18 protein-coding genes are annotated in these 21867 nt (G+C 41.5%); 9 read left to right on the top strand and 9 right to left on the bottom strand.

What is annotated here, in order from left to right:
• The first annotated feature begins 359 nt into the window (after window positions 1-359).
• From proS to ACESM0_RS06910, 4 genes are all read left to right on the top strand, one after another.
• Window positions 360-1829, top strand: coding sequence for a proline--tRNA ligase (gene proS, locus ACESM0_RS06925; RefSeq protein WP_372904963.1), 1470 nt, complete (start codon window positions 360-362; stop codon window positions 1827-1829).
• A 9-nt stretch (window positions 1830-1838) separates the two neighbouring features.
• Window positions 1839-3347: an NAD(P)H-hydrate epimerase gene (locus ACESM0_RS06920; protein ID WP_372904961.1), complete on the top strand. Its 1509-nt coding sequence runs from the start codon at window positions 1839-1841 to the stop codon at window positions 3345-3347.
• A 17-nt stretch (window positions 3348-3364) separates the two neighbouring features.
• Window positions 3365-3739, top strand: a complete 375-nt coding sequence (locus ACESM0_RS06915; protein WP_372904960.1) for a VanZ family protein — start codon at window positions 3365-3367, stop codon at window positions 3737-3739.
• A gap of 122 nt (window positions 3740-3861) precedes the next feature.
• Window positions 3862-4518, top strand: a complete 657-nt coding sequence (locus tag ACESM0_RS06910; RefSeq protein ID WP_372904958.1) for an energy transducer TonB — start codon at window positions 3862-3864, stop codon at window positions 4516-4518.
• 60 nt (window positions 4519-4578) lie between these two features.
• Here the strand turns inward: ACESM0_RS06910 and ACESM0_RS06905 are convergent, their stop codons facing one another.
• Window positions 4579-4992, bottom strand: coding sequence for an NUDIX hydrolase (locus tag ACESM0_RS06905; RefSeq protein ID WP_372904956.1), 414 nt, complete (start codon window positions 4990-4992; stop codon window positions 4579-4581).
• Window positions 4993-4996: 4 nt separating this feature from the next.
• Entirely contained in the window at window positions 4997-5326 is a 330-nt protein-coding gene (locus tag ACESM0_RS06900; protein ID WP_372904954.1) for a DUF1844 domain-containing protein, read from the bottom strand.
• Window positions 5327-5422: 96 nt separating this feature from the next.
• Here ACESM0_RS06900 and ACESM0_RS06895 point away from each other — a divergent pair, with 96 nt between their 5' ends.
• Together ACESM0_RS06895 and serC are read left to right on the top strand one after the other, a co-directional pair.
• Entirely contained in the window at window positions 5423-6634 is a 1212-nt protein-coding gene (locus ACESM0_RS06895) for a DUF1015 domain-containing protein (RefSeq protein WP_372904952.1), read from the top strand.
• An 11-nt stretch (window positions 6635-6645) separates the two neighbouring features.
• On the top strand, window positions 6646-7725 hold the full coding sequence (serC, locus tag ACESM0_RS06890) for a 3-phosphoserine/phosphohydroxythreonine transaminase (protein WP_372904967.1): 1080 nt from the start codon (window positions 6646-6648) through the stop codon (window positions 7723-7725).
• Between the two features lie 56 nt (window positions 7726-7781).
• On the opposite strand, the gene ACESM0_RS06885 is transcribed toward serC, so the two are convergent.
• On the bottom strand, window positions 7782-8378 hold the full coding sequence (locus ACESM0_RS06885; RefSeq protein ID WP_372904950.1) for a rhomboid family intramembrane serine protease: 597 nt from the start codon (window positions 8376-8378) through the stop codon (window positions 7782-7784).
• 141 nt (window positions 8379-8519) lie between these two features.
• On the opposite strand from ACESM0_RS06885, the gene ACESM0_RS06880 reads away from it, so the two are divergent.
• Window positions 8520-9197 (top strand): septal ring lytic transglycosylase RlpA family protein, encoded by a 678-nt coding sequence (locus ACESM0_RS06880; protein ID WP_372904948.1) that lies wholly within the window; start codon window positions 8520-8522, stop codon window positions 9195-9197.
• 71 nt (window positions 9198-9268) lie between these two features.
• Window positions 9269-10747 carry a phytoene desaturase gene (locus tag ACESM0_RS06875; RefSeq protein ID WP_372904947.1) on the top strand — a complete coding sequence of 493 codons (1479 nt, stop codon included), beginning with the start codon at window positions 9269-9271 and terminating at the stop codon, window positions 10745-10747.
• 143 nt (window positions 10748-10890) lie between these two features.
• On the opposite strand, the gene fsa is transcribed toward ACESM0_RS06875, so the two are convergent.
• Complete coding sequence (gene fsa, locus ACESM0_RS06870; protein WP_372904945.1) at window positions 10891-11547, bottom strand: fructose-6-phosphate aldolase; 657 nt, start codon at window positions 11545-11547, stop codon at window positions 10891-10893.
• A gap of 130 nt (window positions 11548-11677) precedes the next feature.
• Between fsa and ACESM0_RS06865 the strand changes: the two genes are divergently transcribed.
• Window positions 11678-11977, top strand: a complete 300-nt coding sequence (locus ACESM0_RS06865) for a YtxH domain-containing protein (protein ID WP_372904943.1) — start codon at window positions 11678-11680, stop codon at window positions 11975-11977.
• Between the two features lie 65 nt (window positions 11978-12042).
• On the opposite strand, the gene rpoC is transcribed toward ACESM0_RS06865, so the two are convergent.
• The 5 genes from rpoC to rplA form a co-directional block, all read right to left on the bottom strand.
• Window positions 12043-16344, bottom strand: coding sequence for a DNA-directed RNA polymerase subunit beta' (rpoC, locus tag ACESM0_RS06860; RefSeq protein ID WP_372904941.1), 4302 nt, complete (start codon window positions 16342-16344; stop codon window positions 12043-12045).
• Window positions 16345-16384: 40 nt separating this feature from the next.
• Window positions 16385-20200, bottom strand: a complete 3816-nt coding sequence (gene rpoB, locus ACESM0_RS06855; protein WP_372904965.1) for a DNA-directed RNA polymerase subunit beta — start codon at window positions 20198-20200, stop codon at window positions 16385-16387.
• A 181-nt stretch (window positions 20201-20381) separates the two neighbouring features.
• Window positions 20382-20756, bottom strand: coding sequence for a 50S ribosomal protein L7/L12 (gene rplL / locus ACESM0_RS06850; protein WP_322569991.1), 375 nt, complete (start codon window positions 20754-20756; stop codon window positions 20382-20384).
• Between the two features lie 50 nt (window positions 20757-20806).
• Complete coding sequence (gene rplJ, locus ACESM0_RS06845; RefSeq protein WP_372904939.1) at window positions 20807-21328, bottom strand: 50S ribosomal protein L10; 522 nt, start codon at window positions 21326-21328, stop codon at window positions 20807-20809.
• Window positions 21329-21348: 20 nt separating this feature from the next.
• Window positions 21349-21867, bottom strand: a 519-nt coding sequence (rplA, locus tag ACESM0_RS06840; protein WP_372904937.1) for a 50S ribosomal protein L1, incomplete at its 5' end; no start/stop codon positions are given.

The following is a 21867-nucleotide window of genomic DNA, read 5'->3' as shown; positions in this document are numbered from 1 at the left end:
GCGGGCTTGAACTGCCGTCCGCCTCAGGCGGATATGAATCCGACGCTCTAATCCCGAGTACTCCGGAAGCTACCACTACATAAATCTCTAAATATAATAAAGTACAGTTCGTACTTCGTTTTCAAGATAGCATCAAATATATCATTTTTTTTGCATAAAGTTGAAACTGAAAAACCCACTTTTTTGAATTTTTCAACTCTATGAAACTCAGTCCTATTAAAGTGAAAAAAAGGTACTTTATCTTAAGCGCATATCAAGGTATTTTAATACGGCATTAATAAATACAAAATAAGCACTGCCCTTCTGTTTGAATACTAAGTGAGCAGGACTCAAAAAAAATTGCAAACCACTCTTTACTGATGGCTAAAAAAATAACAGATAGAAAAGACGACTACTCTCAATGGTACTTGGATGTGGTAAAGGAGGCTAAACTGGCCGATCACTCTCCAGTTCGCGGATCTATGATAATCCGGCCTAACGGGTTTGCACTCTGGGAGAACATGAAACAGGCTCTGGATCAGATGTTTAAAGATACCGGCCACGAAAATGCCTACTTCCCGCTTTTTATCCCAAAATCGTTTTTATCAAAAGAAGCTCAGCACGTAGAAGGATTTGCAAAAGAGTGTGCAGTTGTTACTCACAGTCGGTTAAAAAGCGTGGACGGCGGAGTTGAAGTTGATCCTGAATCTAAACTCGAGGAAGAGTTAATCGTTCGTCCCACGTCAGAAACTATTATTTGGGATGCCTATGGCAAATGGATTCAGTCCTATAGAGATCTCCCGATACTCATCAACCAGTGGGCCAATGTGGTGCGATGGGAAATGAGAACCCGCCTGTTTCTCCGAACAATGGAATTTTTATGGCAGGAAGGGCATACTGCTCACGCCACTGAGAATGAGGCAGTAGAAGAGACTCGAAGAATGCTGAATGTTTATAAAACATTTGCCGAAGAGTTTATGGCCATGCCGGTTATTACCGGGGTTAAAACTGATTCGGAGCGTTTTGCCGGGGCAGTTGACACTTATTGTATCGAAGCTTTGATGCAGGATGGAAAAGCACTTCAGGCAGGAACCTCTCACTTTTTGGGGCAAAATTTTGCTAAAGCTTTTGATGTGAAATTTCAGGATGATGATGGAGAACATAAATATGTCTGGGCTACCAGCTGGGGTGTTTCAACACGCCTGATCGGTGGATTAATTATGACTCACTCTGATGACAACGGACTGGTAATACCTCCAAAACTCGCGTCAAATCAGGTTGTAGTTGTCCCAATCTACAGAGGTGATGAGCAGCGTGAAACTGTTTTAAATTACGCTCAGCCAATAATTGATGAACTCCGCGGAAAAGGAATTTCAGTAAAACTGGATAACCGGGACAACTTCAAACCGGGCTGGAAGTTTGCCCAGCACGAAGCCGAAGGTGTGCCGCTTAGAATAGCCGTAGGTCCGCGTGATGTTGAAAACAAAAATCTGGAACTCGCCCGCCGAGATACATTAGAGAAGAGCATAGTTCCGCTTGCCGGAATTGCAGATTATATCGAAGAACTTCTGGTAACTATTCAGGACGACCTCTTTAATAAAGCCAAGAAGAGAATGGACGATAAGACTCGAAAAGTTGACAGTTACGAGGAGTTCAAAGAAGAAATTGAAAACGGCGGATTTATCTGGGCTCACTGGGATGGAACACCGGAAACAGAGGTAAAAATTAAAGAGGAGACAAAAGCAACCATCCGTCTTATTCCTATCGACGAAGATGATCCGATTCCGGGAGAGTGCATGGTTACAGGCAATTCCTCGAAACAGCGCGTTTTGTTTGCCAGATCTTATTAATCGTTCTTTATGAGCATAAACCCCAACATACCAAAATCACATCAACTTTTTACAGCTGATCAATCTCGCAGTATTGACCAAAAGACGATTGAGGAGTATGGTATAGACGGGTTTACTCTGATGGAATTTGCAGCTAAAGGCGCGGCCGGTACTATTCAAAAAGTCGCCGGAAGGAATCGGCGCGGCCTTTTTATATGCGGTAAAGGAAACAATGCCGGCGATGCGCTTGGTGCTGCCCGTTATTTGGTTGACAATTCGAATCATATTGCGTCCATTTATTTTGTATTTGGCTCAGACAACCTCAGCCCGGACACCCAGAAAAATCTGGCGCTCCTTCAAAAACTGAAACAAGAAGAACTCCCCATCACATTTATTGATGAACTCACCGAAGAAAACCTCAACTCATGTGACTATATCACAGACGGAATATTCGGAACAGGATTAGACAGCGACGTTCGATCTCCTATCGATGATATTATTCAGAAAATAAACGAGGCAGGGAAAAAAGTCATTTCCATGGATGTCCCTTCCGGGCTTAACTCTAATACCGGTAAAATTCAGGGACTAGCAGTAAAGGCTAATCATACCTGTACATTTGGGACGCAGAAGATTGGACTCTTTTTGAATAATAGTCCACAAATATCTGGTGACATCTCATTTATCGACCTGCCATTTCCATCCTATCTGAGAAAAGATTTTGTGATCAGGTTTGACGACAAACTCCAATCAGGGCTTCCCGAAGTTACCCGAACAGCAAGGCATAAGTATGAATCCGGAGTTGTTCATCTCGTAGCCGGTTCAAAGGGATTAACCGGTGCGGCAATTATGGCGGCTAAAAGCGCATGGAAACAGGGTGCCGGATCTGTGATACTGTATGCACCTGAAAACCTCCTGCCGATATACGAATCTAGTTTGCCAAACATCATAAAAGTGGTGCTACCCAAGTCAGATTCTTATAATACTGATCACACAGAGATTATCCTGAATAAAATGTCGGAGAAACCGGGAGTTCTTTTGATTGGACCGGGTATTGGGTTAACAAATGACACACAGAAACTCACACTCAACCTTTTGAAAGATTATTCGGGACCTGCAGTTATCGACGCAGATGCACTTTCAGTATGGGATCAGCTAAAAGAGTTTCCGACTAACCAAAGAATGAATTGGCTTTTAACACCTCATCCGGGAGAAGCTCGAAACTATTTGAAGTTGTCATTCAATGATGATTATGAGCGTTTTATTCAGTCGAGAGATTTTTCAAGAAAATATCAGCTATCCCTGTTGATGAAGGGGAATCCGGCCTACTATCATTCACAAGAACGCTCTTTTATATCAGGCTACGACACAACCCCATTTTCTCGTGCCGGATTTGGAGACGTGCTTGCAGGAACAATAGCTACCAAATGGGGAATAACCGAGAGTATCCGATGGGCTCCAATCTTGGCTCTGCTTAGCGGATACAACACATTTAAAAAATCAAACTCATCCCCATTTGGCCCTGAGCATCTCTTATGTTGAATAAATTTTTTAGCTTTTTGACCAATAACAAAAAGCTCATATACATACTATTCATTCTGATAACGGCAGCAATCTTTGCTCTTACGCTTCTGCCTGCAAACAAATTGGGAAGCAACAGGCTTTTTCAATACGACAAACTGGGACATTTTATGATGTTTTTTTCCTGGACTTTTGTATTTGGCCTTTTGCACATATCCCGAAAACGTGAGGAAAGTAATTTGGTATTTATCTTCTTCGCCGGAGCGTTATTCGGTATTGGCATAGAAATCCTTCAGGGATTAATGTCGTTCGGTCGTTCCATTGATCTTTATGATGCAATCGCTGATATTTTTGGCACTTTGTCTGCCACTTTTCTACTATTTCTTACGAAACCAAATTATCCTCCGGATTGAGGTTTGTAACTTTCTCTTAACTGAATTATAATATCAAACTGTATCGAAACGTTGGATAATTACCTTCAAATCGTTTATACTTGACCTAAGCGTATTTAACCTTTTTAAAAACCCCTTATACAATGACTGAACGAAAAAAACCGGATGCTGACTTACGAAATTATTATACCGTATTTTGGGAGTTAGGTCTGTTGGCTGCACTGGTAATTTTTATCATTGCTGTACGAATTGATTTAACCAGTGAAAATCCAGAAGAGTACACAATGGACGAACAGGAAGTTGTGGAGATGGAAGAAATAATTCAAACACGTCAAATCGAAACACCTCCACCACCACCCAGGCCACCGGTACCGGTTGAAGTTCCTAACGATGAAATCATTGAAGACGTAGATATCGACATCTCTGCTGATCTTGACTTAGGCGGATCGTTAAGTGCTCCTCCACCACCTCCACCGGAAGAAGAAGAGGAAGAAGAAGACTTCTTTGTAGTTGTAGAGGAAATGCCGGAACTGATTGGTGGTCTTGGAGAACTTCAGAGCAAAATTAATTATCCGGAAATGGCTCGACGTGCCGGAATCGAAGGACGTGTTTACATTCAGTTTATTGTAAACGAACAAGGCCAGGTTGAAGATCCACAGGTTATTCGTGGAATCGGCGGCGGTGCTGATGAAGAAGCACTTCGAGTAGTAAGTCAAGCTGAATTTAAGCCGGGTATGCAGCGAGGACGTCCGGTTCGAGTTCAGTACAGTTTACCGATCTTCTTTAGATTGCAGAATTAATCTAAAGTCAGAACAATATTTAAAGGCGTTTCAGTAATACTGAAACGCCTTTCTTTATTTCTACTCGCTTTTTTTCAAGTATTCCTGAATGACTTTCATTAAATTTTGATACCCTACACTTTCTAAGGCTTCAGATGCTTCAACCCACCCCAAATCTGTAATTCCCTCTTCTTTTTGAGGTTTTAAATTTTCGGTTTGTGTTGTTTCCATAGAGTACCAAAAGGTTTTCTTACCAACCTCATCTCCATTCATTTCATACTCATGATATGTCTCACAAAGAAACTCTCTGATCCTTGGCGATGAAACGCCCACCTCCTCAGCTACTTCTCTTACTGCACACTCCTTTATAGACTCACCCTCTTCTAACTTTCCCTTGGGCAGATCCCAAACACCGTTTCTTTTTATCAGTAAAATAGATGGGGGCGACTTTTCCTTATTGTAAAGTACACCCCCTGCAGCCTTAATGATCTTCAAAACGTTAGTCTTTTGATTCTTTTTCTTCTTCTCCGTCACCTTTCTTTTTCTCGTCTGCGTAATTCAATCGAAGATTGGTAAGTGTCTGTTCCAGATATTCGCTCACTTCCTTAGGCAGGTTACCTTTAGTAAATTCTTGAAGCATGTTTAGAGTATCAATCGCAAACTTTGCTGAGCTCAGATCTCTTTCAATTTTTTCAGTTTGCGGATTTTGAATCTTACCCATACCCATCATAGCAATCTGCTGATGCTGCTGGATAAGCATCACAAAAAGTAGTTGTTGTTGCTGTTCCGGATTTAGATTTTCCGGTGTTTTTTGATTTTCTTTACTCATGATTATTGTTTCGTTCTTAATTACAATTCAATGCGATGAAAACGTAAAGAGTTTGTATACTTATATGAACCTGAAAATACAAAAACAAAAGACTAAATGGCTACCATTCAACCATTCAAGGGATGGCTTCCCAAGCCGGAGCATGCTGATGAAATTGCATGTGTCCCCTACGATGTCATAAACACTGAAGAAGCTAATGAGCTTGCCAAAGGAAAACCTAACAGTTATTTACACGTTATCCGCCCCGAAATAGATCTCCCTGAGGGTACACCTTTCAACGATGATCGTGTTTATAAAAAAGGTGCTGAGAATTTAAAGGCACTGCTAAAGTCTGACCTGTTCGAGCAGGATGAAAAACTTGCTATATATATCTATCAGATGGAGACTGAAAATCATACTCAAACAGGCGTATTTACGTGTGCCTCGGTGCAAGACTATGATGATGATACTATTTTAAAACATGAGTTGACCCGTCCGGATAAAGAGGACGACAGAACAAAGCACATTCTCACTCAAGAGGCTCATGCTGAACCGGTGATGCTTACCTATCGCGACTCCGAAGATGTCTCATTCCAAATCGAGAAAATTACGCTCACTAATCCTCCCTATATTGAACACCAGGGTGAAGGAGGCGTTGTTCACAGAATATGGAAAACCTTTACCACAGCTGATTTTGTTAAAGGATTCTCTGAAATTGAACATTTATACATTGCTGATGGTCACCATCGATGTAAGAGTGCATCCAGAGCAGCGGAACAGCTTAGGACTGAGCAAAATGTTTTCCCCGGCGAAGCAGAATTTGAATACTTTCCTGTTGTGCTTTTCCCCATGTCTCAGATGAAAATATTGCCATACAACAGGGCAATCAAATCTGTTTCTGAAAAGAAGTTTAACGAAATTGAAAAGAAGTTTAATCTTTCTCAAACCAGCCAAAAGTCACCCAGCGAGAAAGGAAATATATCTATCTACTACTCCGGTAAATGGTGGAGTATGAAACTGCCTGATGCCTCATCAGATAGTATCTCATCTTCGCTCGATGTAGCTCGTTTGCAGGATGGTTTTTTAAATCCCGAATTTGGTATTGAAAATCCCAGAACGGATAAAAATATCAGTTTTGTCGGTGGAATCAGGGGTACAAAAGAGCTCGAAAAACTTGTCGATGCAAGCAAGTATGATTTGGCAATCAGTATGTACCCTACAGATATACAGGAGCTTTTGGATGTCTCTGATGCGGGTGAACTTATGCCACCAAAGTCTACCTGGTTTGAACCAAAAATTAAATCCGGTTTAATCGTACACACATTTTAAAAAATAATACCATTATGAAAAGAGTACACAATTTTAGCGCTGGTCCGGCAACACTTCCTTTATCAGTATTAGAAAAGGTTCAAAGTGAACTGTTCGACTATAAAGGAAAAGGAGCCTCCATCATTGAAATGAGTCACCGAAGCCCGGAATACACCGAGATAAACCGTCAGGCGGTTGAGAGATTGAAAGAAATTACCGGTGCCGACGATGACTGGGAAATTCTATTTCTACAGGGAGGTGCAAGCAGCCAGTTCATGATGGCGGCCCACAATTTCCTGAATACAGAGCGTACTGCAAATTATATTGATACAGGAACATGGTCTGCAAAGGCGATTAAAGAGGCAAAACTTTATGGTAAAGTTCACACATCCTTCTCAGGCAAAGAAGGTGCATACAGCCATATTCCAACTAGTGATGACCTTAGTTTTGCAGATGATGCAGTTTACACGCACTTCACCAGCAATAACACCGTAGCGGGAACACAATTTCAAACAGAGCCAAAAAGTAATGCACCGCTCGTGTGTGATGCCTCATCCGACTTTCTATCCCGTCCGCTTGATCTGGATAAATATGGGTTGATCTACGCGGGCGCACAAAAAAATGTGGGTCCTGCAGGCGTAACAGTTGTAATGATTAGAAAATCTTTTCTGGAAAAACAACGGCCCGAAGCCATCCCTACCATCCTGAACTATCAAACACACGTGGAGAAACTTTTTAACACTCCACCCGTATTTGCAGTTTATATGGTTAATTATGTTCTGAAATGGATTCAGGAAAAAGGTGGACTTTCTTACTTTGAGAAATTTAGTAAAGAAAAATCTGATCTGATCTATTCAGAAATTGATCAGGATGAATTTTACAGAGGAACAGTAGAGAAAGAAGCTCGTTCCAAAATGAATGTTACCTTTAGATTACCTTCTGAAAATCTTGAGAAGAGATTTATCGCTGAAGCAGCTTCTCAAAATCTTATGAATCTGAAGGGCCACAGAAGTGTAGGTGGAGTTCGGGCCAGTATCTACAACGCATGTGAAATGGAAAGTGTAAAAGCACTCGTTGATTTCATGAGCGACTTTAAAATAAAGAATGGGTAGACTTACTAAAATACTCAACGGATGACGCCTGTCATCCGTTGAAATTTTCACTGTTTTTAAATCAGCCCAAAAAGTGTAAGAATGTGATCTAGACTATTGGGTATAAAGAATATCATGTAAAGAACTCCCCAGACTGCTCCGGCAATATGCGCTTCATGGTTCACATTTCCTCTCTCCCTTTTACTTTCAAACACGCTGTACAGTAAAAACATGATCCCAAAAATCCAGGCAGGTATTGGAATGGGTAATAGAATAATTACAATTTTTTCTGTCGGGTAGAGAAAGATAAAACTGAATAGAATACTTTCTACGGCACCCGAAGCGCCAAGCGTTGCGTAGTTTGGATTTTCCCGATGACGTACCAATGAGGGAATTGCAGAAAATGCCAAACCGGAAAAATACAGCGCGAGATAATGATAGATCCCGAGAGTCTGTTCAATTACAACTCCAAAAAAGAAAAGTACAAACAAATTTACCAGCAGGTGACCGATGCCGGCATGTAAAAATCCTGAAGTGATAATCTCATACCAAGTACCATTTCTAACGGTTCGGTAAGGCCTTAACATGCCCAATTCCATTACTTTTGGGTTTACATACAAAGCTATGATAGAAATGAAACCTGTGACTGCAATGAGTGTAAGAGTAACCGTCATAAATAAAATCTGTTTGAAAGAAACCATGAATATAACAAAACGGTATTTCTTTAAAGCATGAACTTTCTAATACCTGATTTTTCTTAATCATTTAAATTGCTAATTTCTTTCATATCGAACTCCAAATTAATCAACCAAAGCATGTACCGGGTTTTTAAACAGTTTCTGCTTCTCTCTTTTTTGGCATTATTTATTTCTTCTTGTGGAATTACCCGAAAGAGTTCTGCACCCGATTCGGCCGATTATTCTGATTATTCTCCCGGTGCTGTAATTGAATCCGGTGTGGCCAGCTGGTATGGCCCGAACTTTAACGGCAAACTTACGGCGAACGGCGAAACTTACAACATGGATGGTTTAACAGCTGCTCATCGCAGTCTACCGTTTAACACGATTGTTCAGGTTGAAAATAAAGGTAATGGCAAAACTGTAATTGTCAGAATAAACGACAGGGGGCCTTATGCTCACAACAGAATCATCGACCTATCCCGTAAAGCGGCTCGGGAGATCGAAATGATTGACGCGGGAACCGCTAATGTAGAAATATTCCTGGTAGAAGAGGGAGATCGGCCTTTGTCTGAGCAAAACTTGGGAAGTATTGAAACATTTACTGTACAACTTGCATCATTTAAATCTAGAAGTGAAGCTGAAAATTTTTTAAATCAAATATCCGGTGCAAGAATCGAGACTATTCCTGTAGCAGGAAATACTGTATACAGAATTTACTACGGCACTTATGACAGACCGGATGAGGCACGCACCGCCATGCAACGATTGAGAAGACAAGGATTTGATGGTTTTGTGAAACAGACGCAAAATTAAATTTTTGCCAATACTATGGATTGATTTTTCCACTATTTGGGTTAACATGCCATAACTCAAAACCAAATTATATGAAAAAAGATATCATCGTTATTGGAAGTGGATTTGGCGGTCTTGCCACGGCTTCCAGACTACTATCAAAGGGACACAATGTTCAAGTTTTCGAAAAAAGAGATAAACCGGGAGGCCGGGCGTATGTATACGAAATAAATGGTTTCAAATTTGACGGAGGGCCTACTGTTATAACCGCGCCATTTATGTTTGATGACATTTATGCCGCTGCCGGTAAAAAACGTGAAGATTATTTTGAACTCGTTCCATGTGATCCGTTCTACAGAATTTTTGATCATCACGGAGAACCGTTCGACTATAATAATGACCACGAATTTATTTTGTCAGAGATCGACAAGAGAAATCCGTCTGACAAAAAGGGCTATGAAGAGTTTATTAAAACAACAAAACCTATTTTTGAAAAAGGATTTGTTGAGCTGGCAGATAAACCTTTCCTGAAGTTTACCGATATGCTGAAAGTAGCTCCCGACCTCATTAAGCTGCAGTCACATAAATCAGTTTACAAATATGTCTCACAATTTATCGAAGATGATTTTCTGAGACGGGCATTTTCATTTCACCCCCTTTTAGTAGGCGGGAACCCTTTTGAAACTACTTCTATTTACTCAATGATCCACTATCTGGAGCGTGAATGGGGCGTTCATTATGCCATGGGCGGTACAGGATCCATCGTAAACGGGTTGGTTAAATTGATTAAAGAGCAGGGTGGAGAAGTTCATCTTGAATCCGAAATAGACGAAATCCTGGTAGAAAATGGTAAAGCAAAAGGGATTCGGTTAAAAGACGGACAGATCCATAACGCTGATATCGTCGTTAGCAATGCAGATGTCGCTTTCACCTACAAGAACCTAATTGACAAAAAACATCGCAAAAAATACACCGATCGGAAAATTGAGCGTACGAAGTACAGTATGTCGTTATTTGTAATCTATTTTGGAACCAAAAAACGCTATAACGGCACCAACCTCGAACACCATAACATCATTTTAAGCGAGCGGTATAAGGGTCTTTTAGAAGACATCTTCAGCAAGAAAAAACTGTCTGATGATTTCTCACTCTACCTGCATATGCCCACAAAAACAGATCCATCAATGGCTCCAGAAGGACATGAAGCGTTTTACGTGCTTTCTCCTGTCCCTCATTTAGATGGAGATGTGGATTGGAATGAGATGGCGCCAAAGTATCGGGATGCCATCATGCAGTTTTTAGAGGATAACTATCTGCCAGATCTGCAGGAGAACGTTGTAGCCGAGCACTATATTGATCCTCTTCATTTTCAAAATGATCTGAACAGCTTTAAAGGTTCTGCCTTTTCCGTAGAACCCATTCTTACTCAGTCCGCATGGTTCAGGCCTCATAATAGAAGTGAAGACGTAGAAGATCTCTATTTTGTTGGAGCCGGTACCCATCCCGGAGCTGGATTACCCGGTGTACTTTCTTCCGCAAAAATTGCCGAAGATTTGATTGAGGAGTTTTAGTATATAAGAAAGGAATATCCCCCAGTTGAGTTGTTCAAGTATAGCAAATCAACTTTACACCCCTCTAAGTCTCCCCTTCTAAGGGGAGACTTTATGAGGTGGTTTAAAAGAATATTGATAGAGCTGAGTTTTTTAAAAACTTGTTACTTGAGTGATTCCTGAAGATCATCCCAATCAGCGAGAAATCGCTCTAAGCCAATATCGGTCAATGGGTGCTTCAAGAGTTGATCAATCACTTTGAGCGGCATGGTAGCAACATCTGCTCCAAGTCTGGCTGATTCCAGCAGATGCATCGGATGTCGAATACTTGCAGCCAGAATTTCAGTTTCATATCCATAGTTATCATATACCAGTCGAATGTCTGCAATCAGATCCATCCCTTCGCTCGAGATGTCATCCAGGCGGCCTATAAATGGCGAGATGTACGTGGCCCCTGCTTTGGCTGCAATAAGGGCCTGAGAAGCGGAAAAACAGAGCGTACAATTTGTTTTGATTCCTTCTTCACTGAAAGATTTAATTGCCTTGATCCCTTCCTTAATCAGTGGAACTTTAACAACAACATTGTCTGCAATAGACGCAATATTTCGCCCTTCTTTCATGATTTCATCATATTCTGTAGAAATCACTTCAGCGGAAACATCACCGTCTACAATGTCACAAATTTTAGCAATGTGCCCCTCAAAGTCGCTAACACCTATCTTTGCACATAGGCTTGGGTTTGTAGTAACACCATCTAGCACACCTAAATCATTGGCTTCCTTTATCTCATCGAGGTCGGCTGTGTCTATAAAAAATTTCATAGGGGAATTTTGTTAAAGGATAATTGTTTTAATTAATATAAAGAATGTTATAAAATCGTACACTTAAACAGTTTATAGAGCATCAACATTTTGCTATTTTAAAAGAAATTCTAACAGAAATTGAAAAGTTATGAGTAATTCAGGAAAAGGTTTTACACTTGGTTTATTAACCGGCGCATTAGTTGGATCTGCAGTTGCATTGTTATATGCTCCCGATTCCGGTTCAAACACCCGGGGAAAAATATCGTATCAGGTCAGCAACTATGCTGATGAACTGAACAAATTGATCAGTGAGCTTAAAAGTGAACGGGAAAAAATTGCCTCCGATGCAAAACAAAAAGGAGATGATGTTGTTTCTGACGCTAAAAAGCGGGCAGATGATTTAATCAAAGAAGCTGAAACTCTTCTCGACAATATCGAAAAGAAGTAAATAGCTTTAAATTTTACTTTAAACTAAAAAAGCCCTGACTTTTCATCAGGGCTTTTTTATTTCTTTTAGTCTTCTTCCTCTTCAGGATTGTCGGCACCCAGTGTTTCAAACACTTTTTGCACCTCCTCATCGCCTTCATCATAGTCGGCTTTTGAACCAACAATGAGTTCATCGTATTTAAGGAGTCCGGTACCCGCAGGCACTTTATGACCAACAATTACATTCTCTTTCAGGCCGCGAAGCATATCTTTTTTCGCTTCGATGGAAGCCTGTGTAAGAACTTTTGTTGTTTCCTGGAATGAAGCGGCTGACAACCAGCTTTCTGTTGAAAGTGAAGCACGGGTAATACCCAAAAGAATTGGCTTGGAAATCGCCGGCTCTGCTTCTCTGGTTTGGAGTTCATCCTTCCCGTCTTTAATCAGTTCATTGTTCACTTCACGAACCTGACGTCGGTCAAGAATTGCTCCTTTCTTCAGTTCACTTCCACCTGGGTCTGTTACAACATATTTACCAATCAGCTCATCATTTCGGTTGTTAAGCTCAAATCGGTCTACTTTGTCGCCTTCCAGGTACATTGTATCACCCGGATCAAGAACTTCAACCTTCTGCATCATGGTGCGAACAATCACTTCAACGTGCTTGTCATTGATCTTCACACCCTGCAAACGATAAACCTCCTGAATCTCATTCACCAGATAAGACTGTACCGCAAATGGTCCTAAGATGTTTAAGATTTCCTGTGCAGGAATTGTACCATCAGACAGAGCCTGACCGGCTTTTACAAAATCATTTTCCTGTACAAGTATATGCTTAGACAGCGAGATGAGATATTTCTTCTCGTCCGTACCGTCTTTACTCTCAACAATTACTTCCTGAGAACCTCTCTTACGTCCGCCCATTCTTACAATACCGTCGATTTCGGTAACGGCAGCCGGATCACTTGGTGATCTGGCTTCAAAGAGTTCGGTAATACGTGGAAGACCCGCGGTAATATCTTTAGACTTGGATGCAGATCTTGGAATCTTCGCTAGAATCTGACCGGCCTGAACTTTCTCACCGTCCTCAACTACAATATGAGTTTCGACCGGGAGTGTATTTTCACGAATTCTATCATCCTTACCCTTAATTACCAACGTTGGAATTAAAGATCTGTCTTTAGAATCGATGATTACCTTCTCACGGTGACCCGTTTGAGCATCTGTATCAGCAGTATAGGTAATCTCCTCAATGATGTCTTTGTACTCAACTTTACCGTCGAGTTCACTAAAGATTAAAGCGTTATAAGGGTCCCACTTACAAAGTGGCATTCCTTTCAATACTTTTTCTCCCTCTTCGACCATCATTTCAGAACCATAAGGAACATTATAGGTGTTTAGGATTTTTCCGTCTTCACCTACAATTTTCATCTCACCTGCACGACTCAATACAACATTGTGAATCTCTTCACCGTCGTCGTATTCAACAACCCGTACATTTTCAAATTCAATCTTACCATCAAACTTCGCTTTGTGCTGTGAATCAGCCTCCATACGAGAAGCAGTTCCCCCCACGTGGAATGTTCGAAGTGTAAGCTGTGTACCCGGCTCACCAATTGATTGAGCAGCAATAACACCTACCGCTTCACCAACTTGAACGATACTGTTTCGCGCCATGTCACGCCCGTAACATTTTGCACAAACACCTCTTTCGGTTTCGCACGTCAGTACTGAACGGATTTCAACTTCTTCAATAGAAGTTTCAGCGATTTTCTTCGCGATTTTTTCCGTAATCAACTCATTGGATTCACACAGGACTTCATCTGTAATCGGGTCTCTGATTTCGTGCATGGATACACGTCCAATAATACGATCCTCAAGACTTTCAATAACATCTTCATTATCCTTGAGTGCCTGCATTTTAATACCTCTCAGGGTACCACAATCTTGCTCGTTGATAATAATGTCCTGAGACACATCAACAAGCCTTCTTGTTAAATAACCTGCATCAGCTGTTTTCAGAGCTGTATCGGCAAGACCTTTACGAGCACCGTGAGTAGAAATAAAGTACTCAAGTACGGTAAGGCCTTCACGGAACGAGGATAAAATTGGATTTTCAATAACCTCGTTACCCTGCTGCATGGAACTTTTCTGAGGCTTAGCCATCAACCCACGCATACCACCAAGCTGGCGAATCTGCTCTTTCGAACCACGTGCTCCGGAATCAGCCATCATAAAGATAGAGTTGAAACCATCTTTATCTTCAGCCAAACTCTTAAAAAGTGTTTCAGAAACACGGTTTGTGGTTCCTGTCCACTTGTCAATAACCTGGTTGTAACGCTCATTATCAGTAATGAAACCCATCTCATAACGATCCTGGATTTCAGAAACTTCGTCTTGAGCTTTCTGGATCAGTTTGAATTTCTCATCCGGGATAATAATATCCTCAAGACTGAAAGACAGACCTCCTGTAGTAGCGCGCTCAAAACCCATCTGTTTCATCTTATCGAGAAACTCAGCGGTTTTAACCGTACCAACTTCACTGTGAATTTCACCAATCAATACACGAAGTTCTTTCTTACCAAGTGTCTTATTAATGAATTCAACCTCATCCGGGACAATCTTATTAAAAAGAACCCGGCCGGTTGTTGTTTTAATGATTTCATGTTCAACTTCACCATCCTCATTCACTTTAGGAACTCGAACGTTGATTTTGGCATGGGTTTCAATCTTACCTTGATCATAGGCAATAACTACTTCATCAGTGCTGGAAAACGTTTTTCCTTCACCTTTTTTACCACTTCCCATTTTGGTGGTATAATATATACCCAAAATCATATCCTGAGACGGCACTGCAATCGGGCCACCATTAGCCGGACTCAAAATATTATGTGAACCAAGCATCAAGATTGATGCTTCAAGTACTGCATCGTGGCTCAAAGGAAGGTGAACCGCCATTTGGTCACCGTCAAAGTCAGCGTTAAACGCAGTACATGAAAGCGGATGAAGTCGTATAGCTTTGTCTTCAATCAAAACCGGTTGATATGCCTGAATACCCAACCTGTGCAATGTTGGTGCACGGTTCAGCATAACAGGGTGACCGTCAATCACATTTTCAAGTACTTCCCAAACTACCTGATCGCGTCGATCAACTACTTTTTTCGCACTTTTCACCGTCTTCACATAACCTCGCTCGATAAGACGACGAATGACAAATGGCTTATACAACTCAACAGCCATCTCTTTTGGAAGACCACACTCATGCATCTTCAGGTCGGCACCAACTACAATAACGGAACGACCGGAGTAGTCAACACGCTTTCCAAGAAGGTTTTGACGGAATCGGCCACTTTTTCCTTTCAGCATGTCGCTGAGCGATTTCAGTGGACGATTATTGTTTCTTACAGCGTTAGATTTTCTTGAGTTATCATAGAGTGAATCAACCGCTTCCTGCAGCATTCGCTTCTCATTTCTGAGAATTACGTCAGGAGCTTTAATATCAATAAGACGTTTCAGACGATTATTTCGAATGATCACACGTCTGTATAAGTCATTCAAATCAGAAGTTGCAAATCGGCCACCTTCAAGTGGAACCAACGGACGCAATTCAGGTGGAATCACAGGAATTACGCTTTGAACCATCCACTCCGGATTGTTCTGCGTGTGTTGATTAGCAGCTCTGAAAGACTCAATAACCTGCAGTCTTTTCAGTTTCTTCTTCTTACGCATTTGTGAAGTTTCATTCTTCACTTCGTAGCGAAGTTGATAAGCCAACCCATCCAGATCCATATCCGTAAGTAGTGCCTGTACTGCTTCTGCACCATCGTTAACGATAAATTTATCTTCATCCTCATCGTCAAGCTCGTAGTGATCTTCAGGAAGCTGATCCAGTATATCGAATTTCTCCTCTTCTGAGATCAGGTCTCCTCGCTTGTACCCAAGATCACGGGCAAGCCCGGGGTTGATCACTACGAATGTTTCGTAGTAAACAATTCTTTCAAGGTTTTTGGAAGAGTAGCCCAACAGATATGCAATCTTGCTTGGCAGAGATTTGAAGTACCAAATGTGTACTACAGGCACTGTGAGTGTAATGTGTCCCATACGTTCTCTACGAACGGCTTTTCGGGTCACTTCTACACCGCATCGGTCACAAATAATTCCTTTGTAACGGATGCGCTTATATTTCCCACAGTGACATTCATAATCTTTAACCGGTCCGAAGATCTTTTCGCAAAAAAGACCATCCATTTCCGGTTTGAATGTTCTGTAATTTATCGTTTCCGGTGTCAGAACTTCTCCATGAGATCGGGATAAAATCGTCTCGGCGGATGCCAGAGAGATTCCGATGTTTGAGAAGTCTTTAGTAACAGTTAATGTTTTTGTAGACGGCAAGGGTAATCCTCCCAATTTGATTTATTAAACAGAACAATCGTTAGTCAATGTGAATTTCGAGTCCAAGACCCATCAATTCACGGAGTAATACTTTGAACGATTCAGGTATATCGCCTTCAGGGAGATTCTCGCCCTTCACAATAGCTTCATACACCTTGGATCGTCCTTTCACATCATCACTCTTAACAGTGAGCATCTCTTTCAGAATACTGGAAGCACCGTATGCATAAAGTGCCCATACCTCCATTTCACCCAGTCGCTGTCCACCAAACTGTGCTTTACCACCGAGTGGCTGCTGAGTAATCAATGAGTATGGTCCGATAGAACGGGCATGCATCTTATCTTCAATCAAGTGATTGAGTTTAAGCATATACATGTAACCTACAGTTGTCTGCTGATCAAGTCTTTCACCGCTTCTACCATCGTATAAGAAGAGTCGGCCATCTTCAGGAAGACCTGCTTTTTTAAGTTCTCCCTGCACCTGATCATAAGAAGCACCGTCAAAGATTGGGGATGCGTACTTCACTCCAAGCTTCATTCCGGCCCAACCAAGAATCGTTTCATATATCTGACCAAGGTTCATACGAGACGGTACACCTAACGGGTTCAGAACCACATCAACCGGAGTTCCATCTTCCATGAAAGGCATATCTTCAACCGGAACAACCTTCGCGATAACACCTTTGTTACCGTGGCGTCCGGCCATCTTATCACCTACCTGAATCTTACGCTTCTTGGCAACATAAATTTTTGCCTTTTGAATAATTCCCGGTGGCAATTCATCACCCACCTGAATTTGATACTTACGGCGTTTTGCCTCGGTTTCTATGTCTCTTCGAAGATCTCTGTAATTCTTGAACAGAAGTTTTACATGTTTAACCAGATTTTCATCGGTCGCCCAATCGATATCTTCGTTAATTCTTACAGGATCAAGCTCTTCAAAAACTGATTTCTTATACTTCTCTCCTTTCGGAATCAGCTCTACATTACTGTAGTTGTAAACGCCTGGAGAAGTTTTGTCGCGTAACAGGCTGTACATCTTGTCTGCCCACTGGGCATTCAATTCAGCAACTTTTTTAGCGTGACGCTCATTCTCCTGTTCAACAAGTTTTTTCTCCTCTGTACGTGAAATCTGCTCGTCTCTTTTCCGGCTGAAAAGTTTTGTATCAATGACAGTTCCTGAAACACCCGGAGGCGTTTTAAGAGACGCATCTTTTACATCACCGGCTTTATCACCAAAGATTGCTCGAAGAAGTTTTTCTTCAGGGGTTGGGTCTGTTTCACCTTTTGGAGTGATCTTACCCACAAGTATATCACTTGGATTTACCTTTGCTCCAATACGAATGATACCTTGCTCATCCAGATTACGAGTAGCATCTTCACTAACGTTTGGAATCTCACGAGTTAACTCTTCCTCGCCACGTTTAGTATCACGAACCTGCTGCTCAAATTCAGTGATATGAATTGATGTATAAACATCATCCTGAACAACACGCTCACTAATTACAATCGCATCCTCAAAGTTGTAACCTCTCCAAGGCATGAAAGCAACCAGCATGTTACGACCAAGTGCAAGTTCACCTTTTTCGGTAGAACAGCCATCAGCCAATACCTGATTTTCCGTAACCTTATCACCAACACTTACAACCGGCCTCTGGTTGACTGTGGTATCCTGGTTACTTCTTTCAAATTTCTGCAGGTGGTAAGACTTAATTCCATCGTCGAAGAAGCAGTTCTCCTCCAATTCAGTTCGATTGTACTTAACTCGAATCTCATTACCACTTACATAAACAACTTCACCGTCTCCTTCTGCAACAATAATGGCACGGGAATCCTGTGCAGCACGTCTTTCAAGACCGGTTCCCACTACAGGAGATTCCGGTCGGAGCAGAGGTACAGCTTGCCGCTGCATGTTAGAACCCATCAATGCACGGTTGGCATCATCATGCTCAATAAATGGAATAAGAGCAGCTGCCAAAGACGTAATTTGGTTTGCAGATACGTCCATATATTCAATCTGCTCAGGTTTTGCCAAACCTACGTTACTATCTCTGAATCGAGAGAATATCGCTTCATTCTCGAAGTTCCCCTTATCATCGATAGGAGCGTTAGCCTGAGCAATTACTGTTTCGTCTTCTTGCTCAGCAGCGAGGTAGTCAATTTCATTTGAAACAACACCCTCTTTCACTTTTCGATAAGGAGTCTCAATGAATCCAAAATCGTTTACTTTTGCGTGAATACAGAGAGAGGTAATCAAACCAATATTTGGACCCTCAGGTGTTTCAATAGGGCAAAGTCTTCCATAGTGTGTATAGTGAACATCACGCACTTCAAAACCGGCACGTTCTCGTGTCAAACCACCGGGACCCAAAGCTGACATACGACGTTTGTGAGTCAACTCAGCAGCAGGATTCGTTTGATCCATAAACTGAGACAGCTGGTTGGTTCCAAAGAAACTGTTAATGACACTGGAAATCGTTCTTGCGTTTACAAGATCCTGCGGCGTTAACTGTTCTGCATCTCTGGAGCTCATTCTCTCACGTATAGTACGCGACATACGAGCCAGTCCAACTGCAAATTGCTGCCCAAGTTGCTCACCCACAGTTCTTACACGGCGGTTACTCAAGTGATCAATATCATCAACCTGGGATTTCATCTCTTTAAGACGAATCACCTCTTTCACTATGGCAACAATATCCTCTTTTGTGAGGTAGTGGATATCCTGATCAACATCTACTTTGAGACGTTTATTAAGTCTGTAGCGACCAACTTCACCCAGATCATATTTCTTATCACTGAAAAATAATCGTTCCAGAACCTGTCGGGCAGTTTCTGGGTCAGGCATTTCACCTGTTCTGATCTGCTGATAAACTTCGCCAAGAGCCGTCACATCATCGTGAGATGGATCTTTTCTGAGCGTATTCATGATTACTGAACGCTCAGATTCTTCAGCGTTAATCTTCTGAACTAAAACTTTCTTAACGCCGGCTTCTTTAAACTGGCCATAATCATCCTCGGTGAGCTCATGATCTCTCTCAAGCAGAACTTTACGGCTGGTTGCTTCAGTTACTTCACCGGTTTCATCATCTACAACTTCTTCAGTTACTTCAGTTGTAATATCAGTAGCTAGCCTCTTGCCAACCAACTTCTCGTTATAAGCTTTTTTGGATCCAAAATCGATCTCTTCAGAAAGCTCAAACAGGTTAAGCAGCTCTTGGTCTGTTGAATATCCCAGCGCTCTAAGGAGTGTAGTTGCAGGAATCTTTTTCTTCCTGTCAATGTATGCCCAAAGTACGTCGCGGATATCATTCGTAAATTCAATCCAGGAACCTTTAAAAGGTATAACCCTTGCAGAGTAAAGTTGAGTACCGTTTGGATGTACATTTTGACCAAAGAATACACCCGGAGATCTATGTAACTGACTAACGATAACTCGCTCAGCTCCATTAATCACAAATGTCCCCCTATTAGTCATCCAAGGGAGATCACCAAGAAAAACTTCCTGCTCAATCGTCTCAGATGCTTCATCTGTATCGTCTACAGATGACAGTCGCATTCTGGCTTTAAGCGGAATTGCGTAGGTTAATCCACGCTCCTGGCACTCATTAATATTGTATTTAGGTGTATCGACAGAGTAATAAAGAAACTCAAGTATATGTGTTTCTCTTGTATCCTGAATCGGAAAATTCTCATTGAATATTCTTTGCAGGCCTTTATCTTCTCGTTGATTAGGCGCTACATCAAGTTGTGCAAATTCGTTAAATGACTTGAGCTGAATATCCAGAAAATCAGGATAGTCTATTACATTTTTAATTCTGCCGAATGAAAGGCGGTCGGTAAATGGGATTTTCTCCATAGTAGTACTCAAAAGGATGTTCTCCTTTAGGTTAAAAATAAGAATGAAGTTTCTCTGAAAGGTATGAGGTGAAAACTTAACACCTCTATAATAACTGCTTACGCAATTTAGACGCCAAAAGCCAACACCGAAAATCGGTGTTGGCTAAGGCTAAAAGTTATTTTTAAAGCAGAAGCCGTAATTACTTAAGCTCTACTTCAGCACCAGCTTCTTCAAGCTTAGTTTTAACTTCTTCAGCTTCATCTTTGCTTACAGCTTCCTTAATTGCGTTAGGAGCACCATCAACAAGTTCTTTAGCTTCTTTCAGCCCAAGACCAGTGATTCCTCTCACTTCTTTAATAACAGCAATTTTCTTAGCGCCAGCAGATTTCAGAATTACGTCGAATTCTGTTTGCTCTTCAGCAGCTTCTCCGCCACCGGCAGGTCCGCCGGCAACTGCAACTGCCGCAGCAGCTGGTTTGATGTCGTATTCTTCTTCAAGAACTTTAGCTAATTCATTAGCTTCTTTGATCGTTAAGTTAACGAGTTGTTCTGCGATTTCTTTAACGTCAGCCATTGTTTAATTCTCCGTTCGTCGGTTTTAATTAAAAAAGTTTATTGATTTGTTTATTCGCCTTTTTCGGCGATAGTTTGAATTGCACCCGCAATATTGCTTCCTTGTGCTTCGAGTCCGCTTATTACATTCGAGATTGGCGCCATCAGCAGACCTACAATATCTCCGATCACTTCTGTTCTGGACTTCATTGCAGCCAGTGTATCGAGTTGGTCTTTGCTGTAAAAATCGCCATCAATTAAAGCCGCTTTAAATTCAGGCTTATTGTGCTCTTTAATGTAATCTTTCAGGACTTTAGCAGGTGCTGCAAGCTCTTCATCTACAAATGCAAAACCATTTTGGTCTTCCAGGTGACTATAGAGCTCTTCATATCCGCCAATTGTATCCATTGCACGTTTCACCAGTGTATTTTTATACACTTTGAATTGTACACTACCTTCGCGAAACTTGCCTCTTAACTCGCCCATATCAGAGACTGACATCCCTGTATATTTAGTAATATAGACGGCGTTAGAGCTTTCAAGCTGCTCAGTAATTTCTTCTACAACTGCCTTTTTTTCTGCTAATGTCGGCATTGTTCTAACCTGTTAAATTTCTAAATTGAAGTAATAGATGATGGACTAATCGACACGCTTGGGCCCATGGTCGTGCTAATATTAGCAGTCCTGATATAAGCCCCTTTAGCAGATGCCGGTCTGAGTTTCAAGATTGTCTGAAGGAAAGAGATCAGATTTTCTCGAATTTCACTAGCATCAAAGCTTGCCTTACCAATAGAGGTATGCAATATTCCCTGCTTGTCCACTCGGAAATCAATTTTCCCTTGCTTGAACTCTTTAACAGCGTCTGCAACGTCCATTGTTACAGTTCCACTTTTCGGATTAGGCATCAAACCTCTTGGTCCTAGATGTCGACCAAGCTTACCGATCTTCCCCATTACATCCGGGGTTGCGATAATTACGTCAATATCAGCCCAACCTTCTTCAATTTTTTCAATGTATTCTTCAAGGCCAACAAAATCGGCTCCAGCCTCTTTCGCTTCTTCCTGTTTTGCTTCGTTAACCAACGCAAGCACACGAACGGATTTACCGGTACCGTGAGGGAGCGAAACAGTGCC

Origin of the sequence: Rhodohalobacter sp. (assembly GCF_041686455.1) — a bacterium.
In the GTDB taxonomy this organism is placed as follows: Bacteria; Bacteroidota; Rhodothermia; order Balneolales; family Balneolaceae; genus Rhodohalobacter.
The sequence above is the reverse complement of the archived record's forward strand: the minus strand, read 5'-3'. Positions and strand labels throughout refer to the sequence as shown.

Bases quoted from the DNA above. Each gene is read 5' to 3' on its own strand.
- proS (WP_372904963.1), top strand. From the start codon at position 360: ATGGCTAAAAAAATAACAGATAGAAAAGACGACTACTCTCAATGGTAC.
- ACESM0_RS06920 (WP_372904961.1), top strand. From the start codon at position 1,839: ATGAGCATAAACCCCAACATACCAAAATCACATCAACTTTTTACAGCT.
- ACESM0_RS06910 (WP_372904958.1), top strand. From the start codon at position 3,862: ATGACTGAACGAAAAAAACCGGATGCTGACTTACGAAATTATTATACC.
- ACESM0_RS06900 (WP_372904954.1), bottom strand. From the start codon at position 5,326: ATGAGTAAAGAAAATCAAAAAACACCGGAAAATCTAAATCCGGAACAG.
- ACESM0_RS06895 (WP_372904952.1), top strand. From the start codon at position 5,423: ATGGCTACCATTCAACCATTCAAGGGATGGCTTCCCAAGCCGGAGCAT.
- ACESM0_RS06885 (WP_372904950.1), bottom strand. From the start codon at position 8,378: ATGACGGTTACTCTTACACTCATTGCAGTCACAGGTTTCATTTCTATC.
- ACESM0_RS06880 (WP_372904948.1), top strand. From the start codon at position 8,520: ATGTACCGGGTTTTTAAACAGTTTCTGCTTCTCTCTTTTTTGGCATTA.
- ACESM0_RS06875 (WP_372904947.1), top strand. From the start codon at position 9,269: ATGAAAAAAGATATCATCGTTATTGGAAGTGGATTTGGCGGTCTTGCC.
- fsa (WP_372904945.1), bottom strand. From the start codon at position 11,547: ATGAAATTTTTTATAGACACAGCCGACCTCGATGAGATAAAGGAAGCC.
- ACESM0_RS06865 (WP_372904943.1), top strand. From the start codon at position 11,678: ATGAGTAATTCAGGAAAAGGTTTTACACTTGGTTTATTAACCGGCGCA.
- rpoB (WP_372904965.1), bottom strand. From the start codon at position 20,200: ATGGAGAAAATCCCATTTACCGACCGCCTTTCATTCGGCAGAATTAAA.
- rplL (WP_322569991.1), bottom strand. From the start codon at position 20,756: ATGGCTGACGTTAAAGAAATCGCAGAACAACTCGTTAACTTAACGATC.
- rplJ (WP_372904939.1), bottom strand. From the start codon at position 21,328: ATGCCGACATTAGCAGAAAAAAAGGCAGTTGTAGAAGAAATTACTGAG.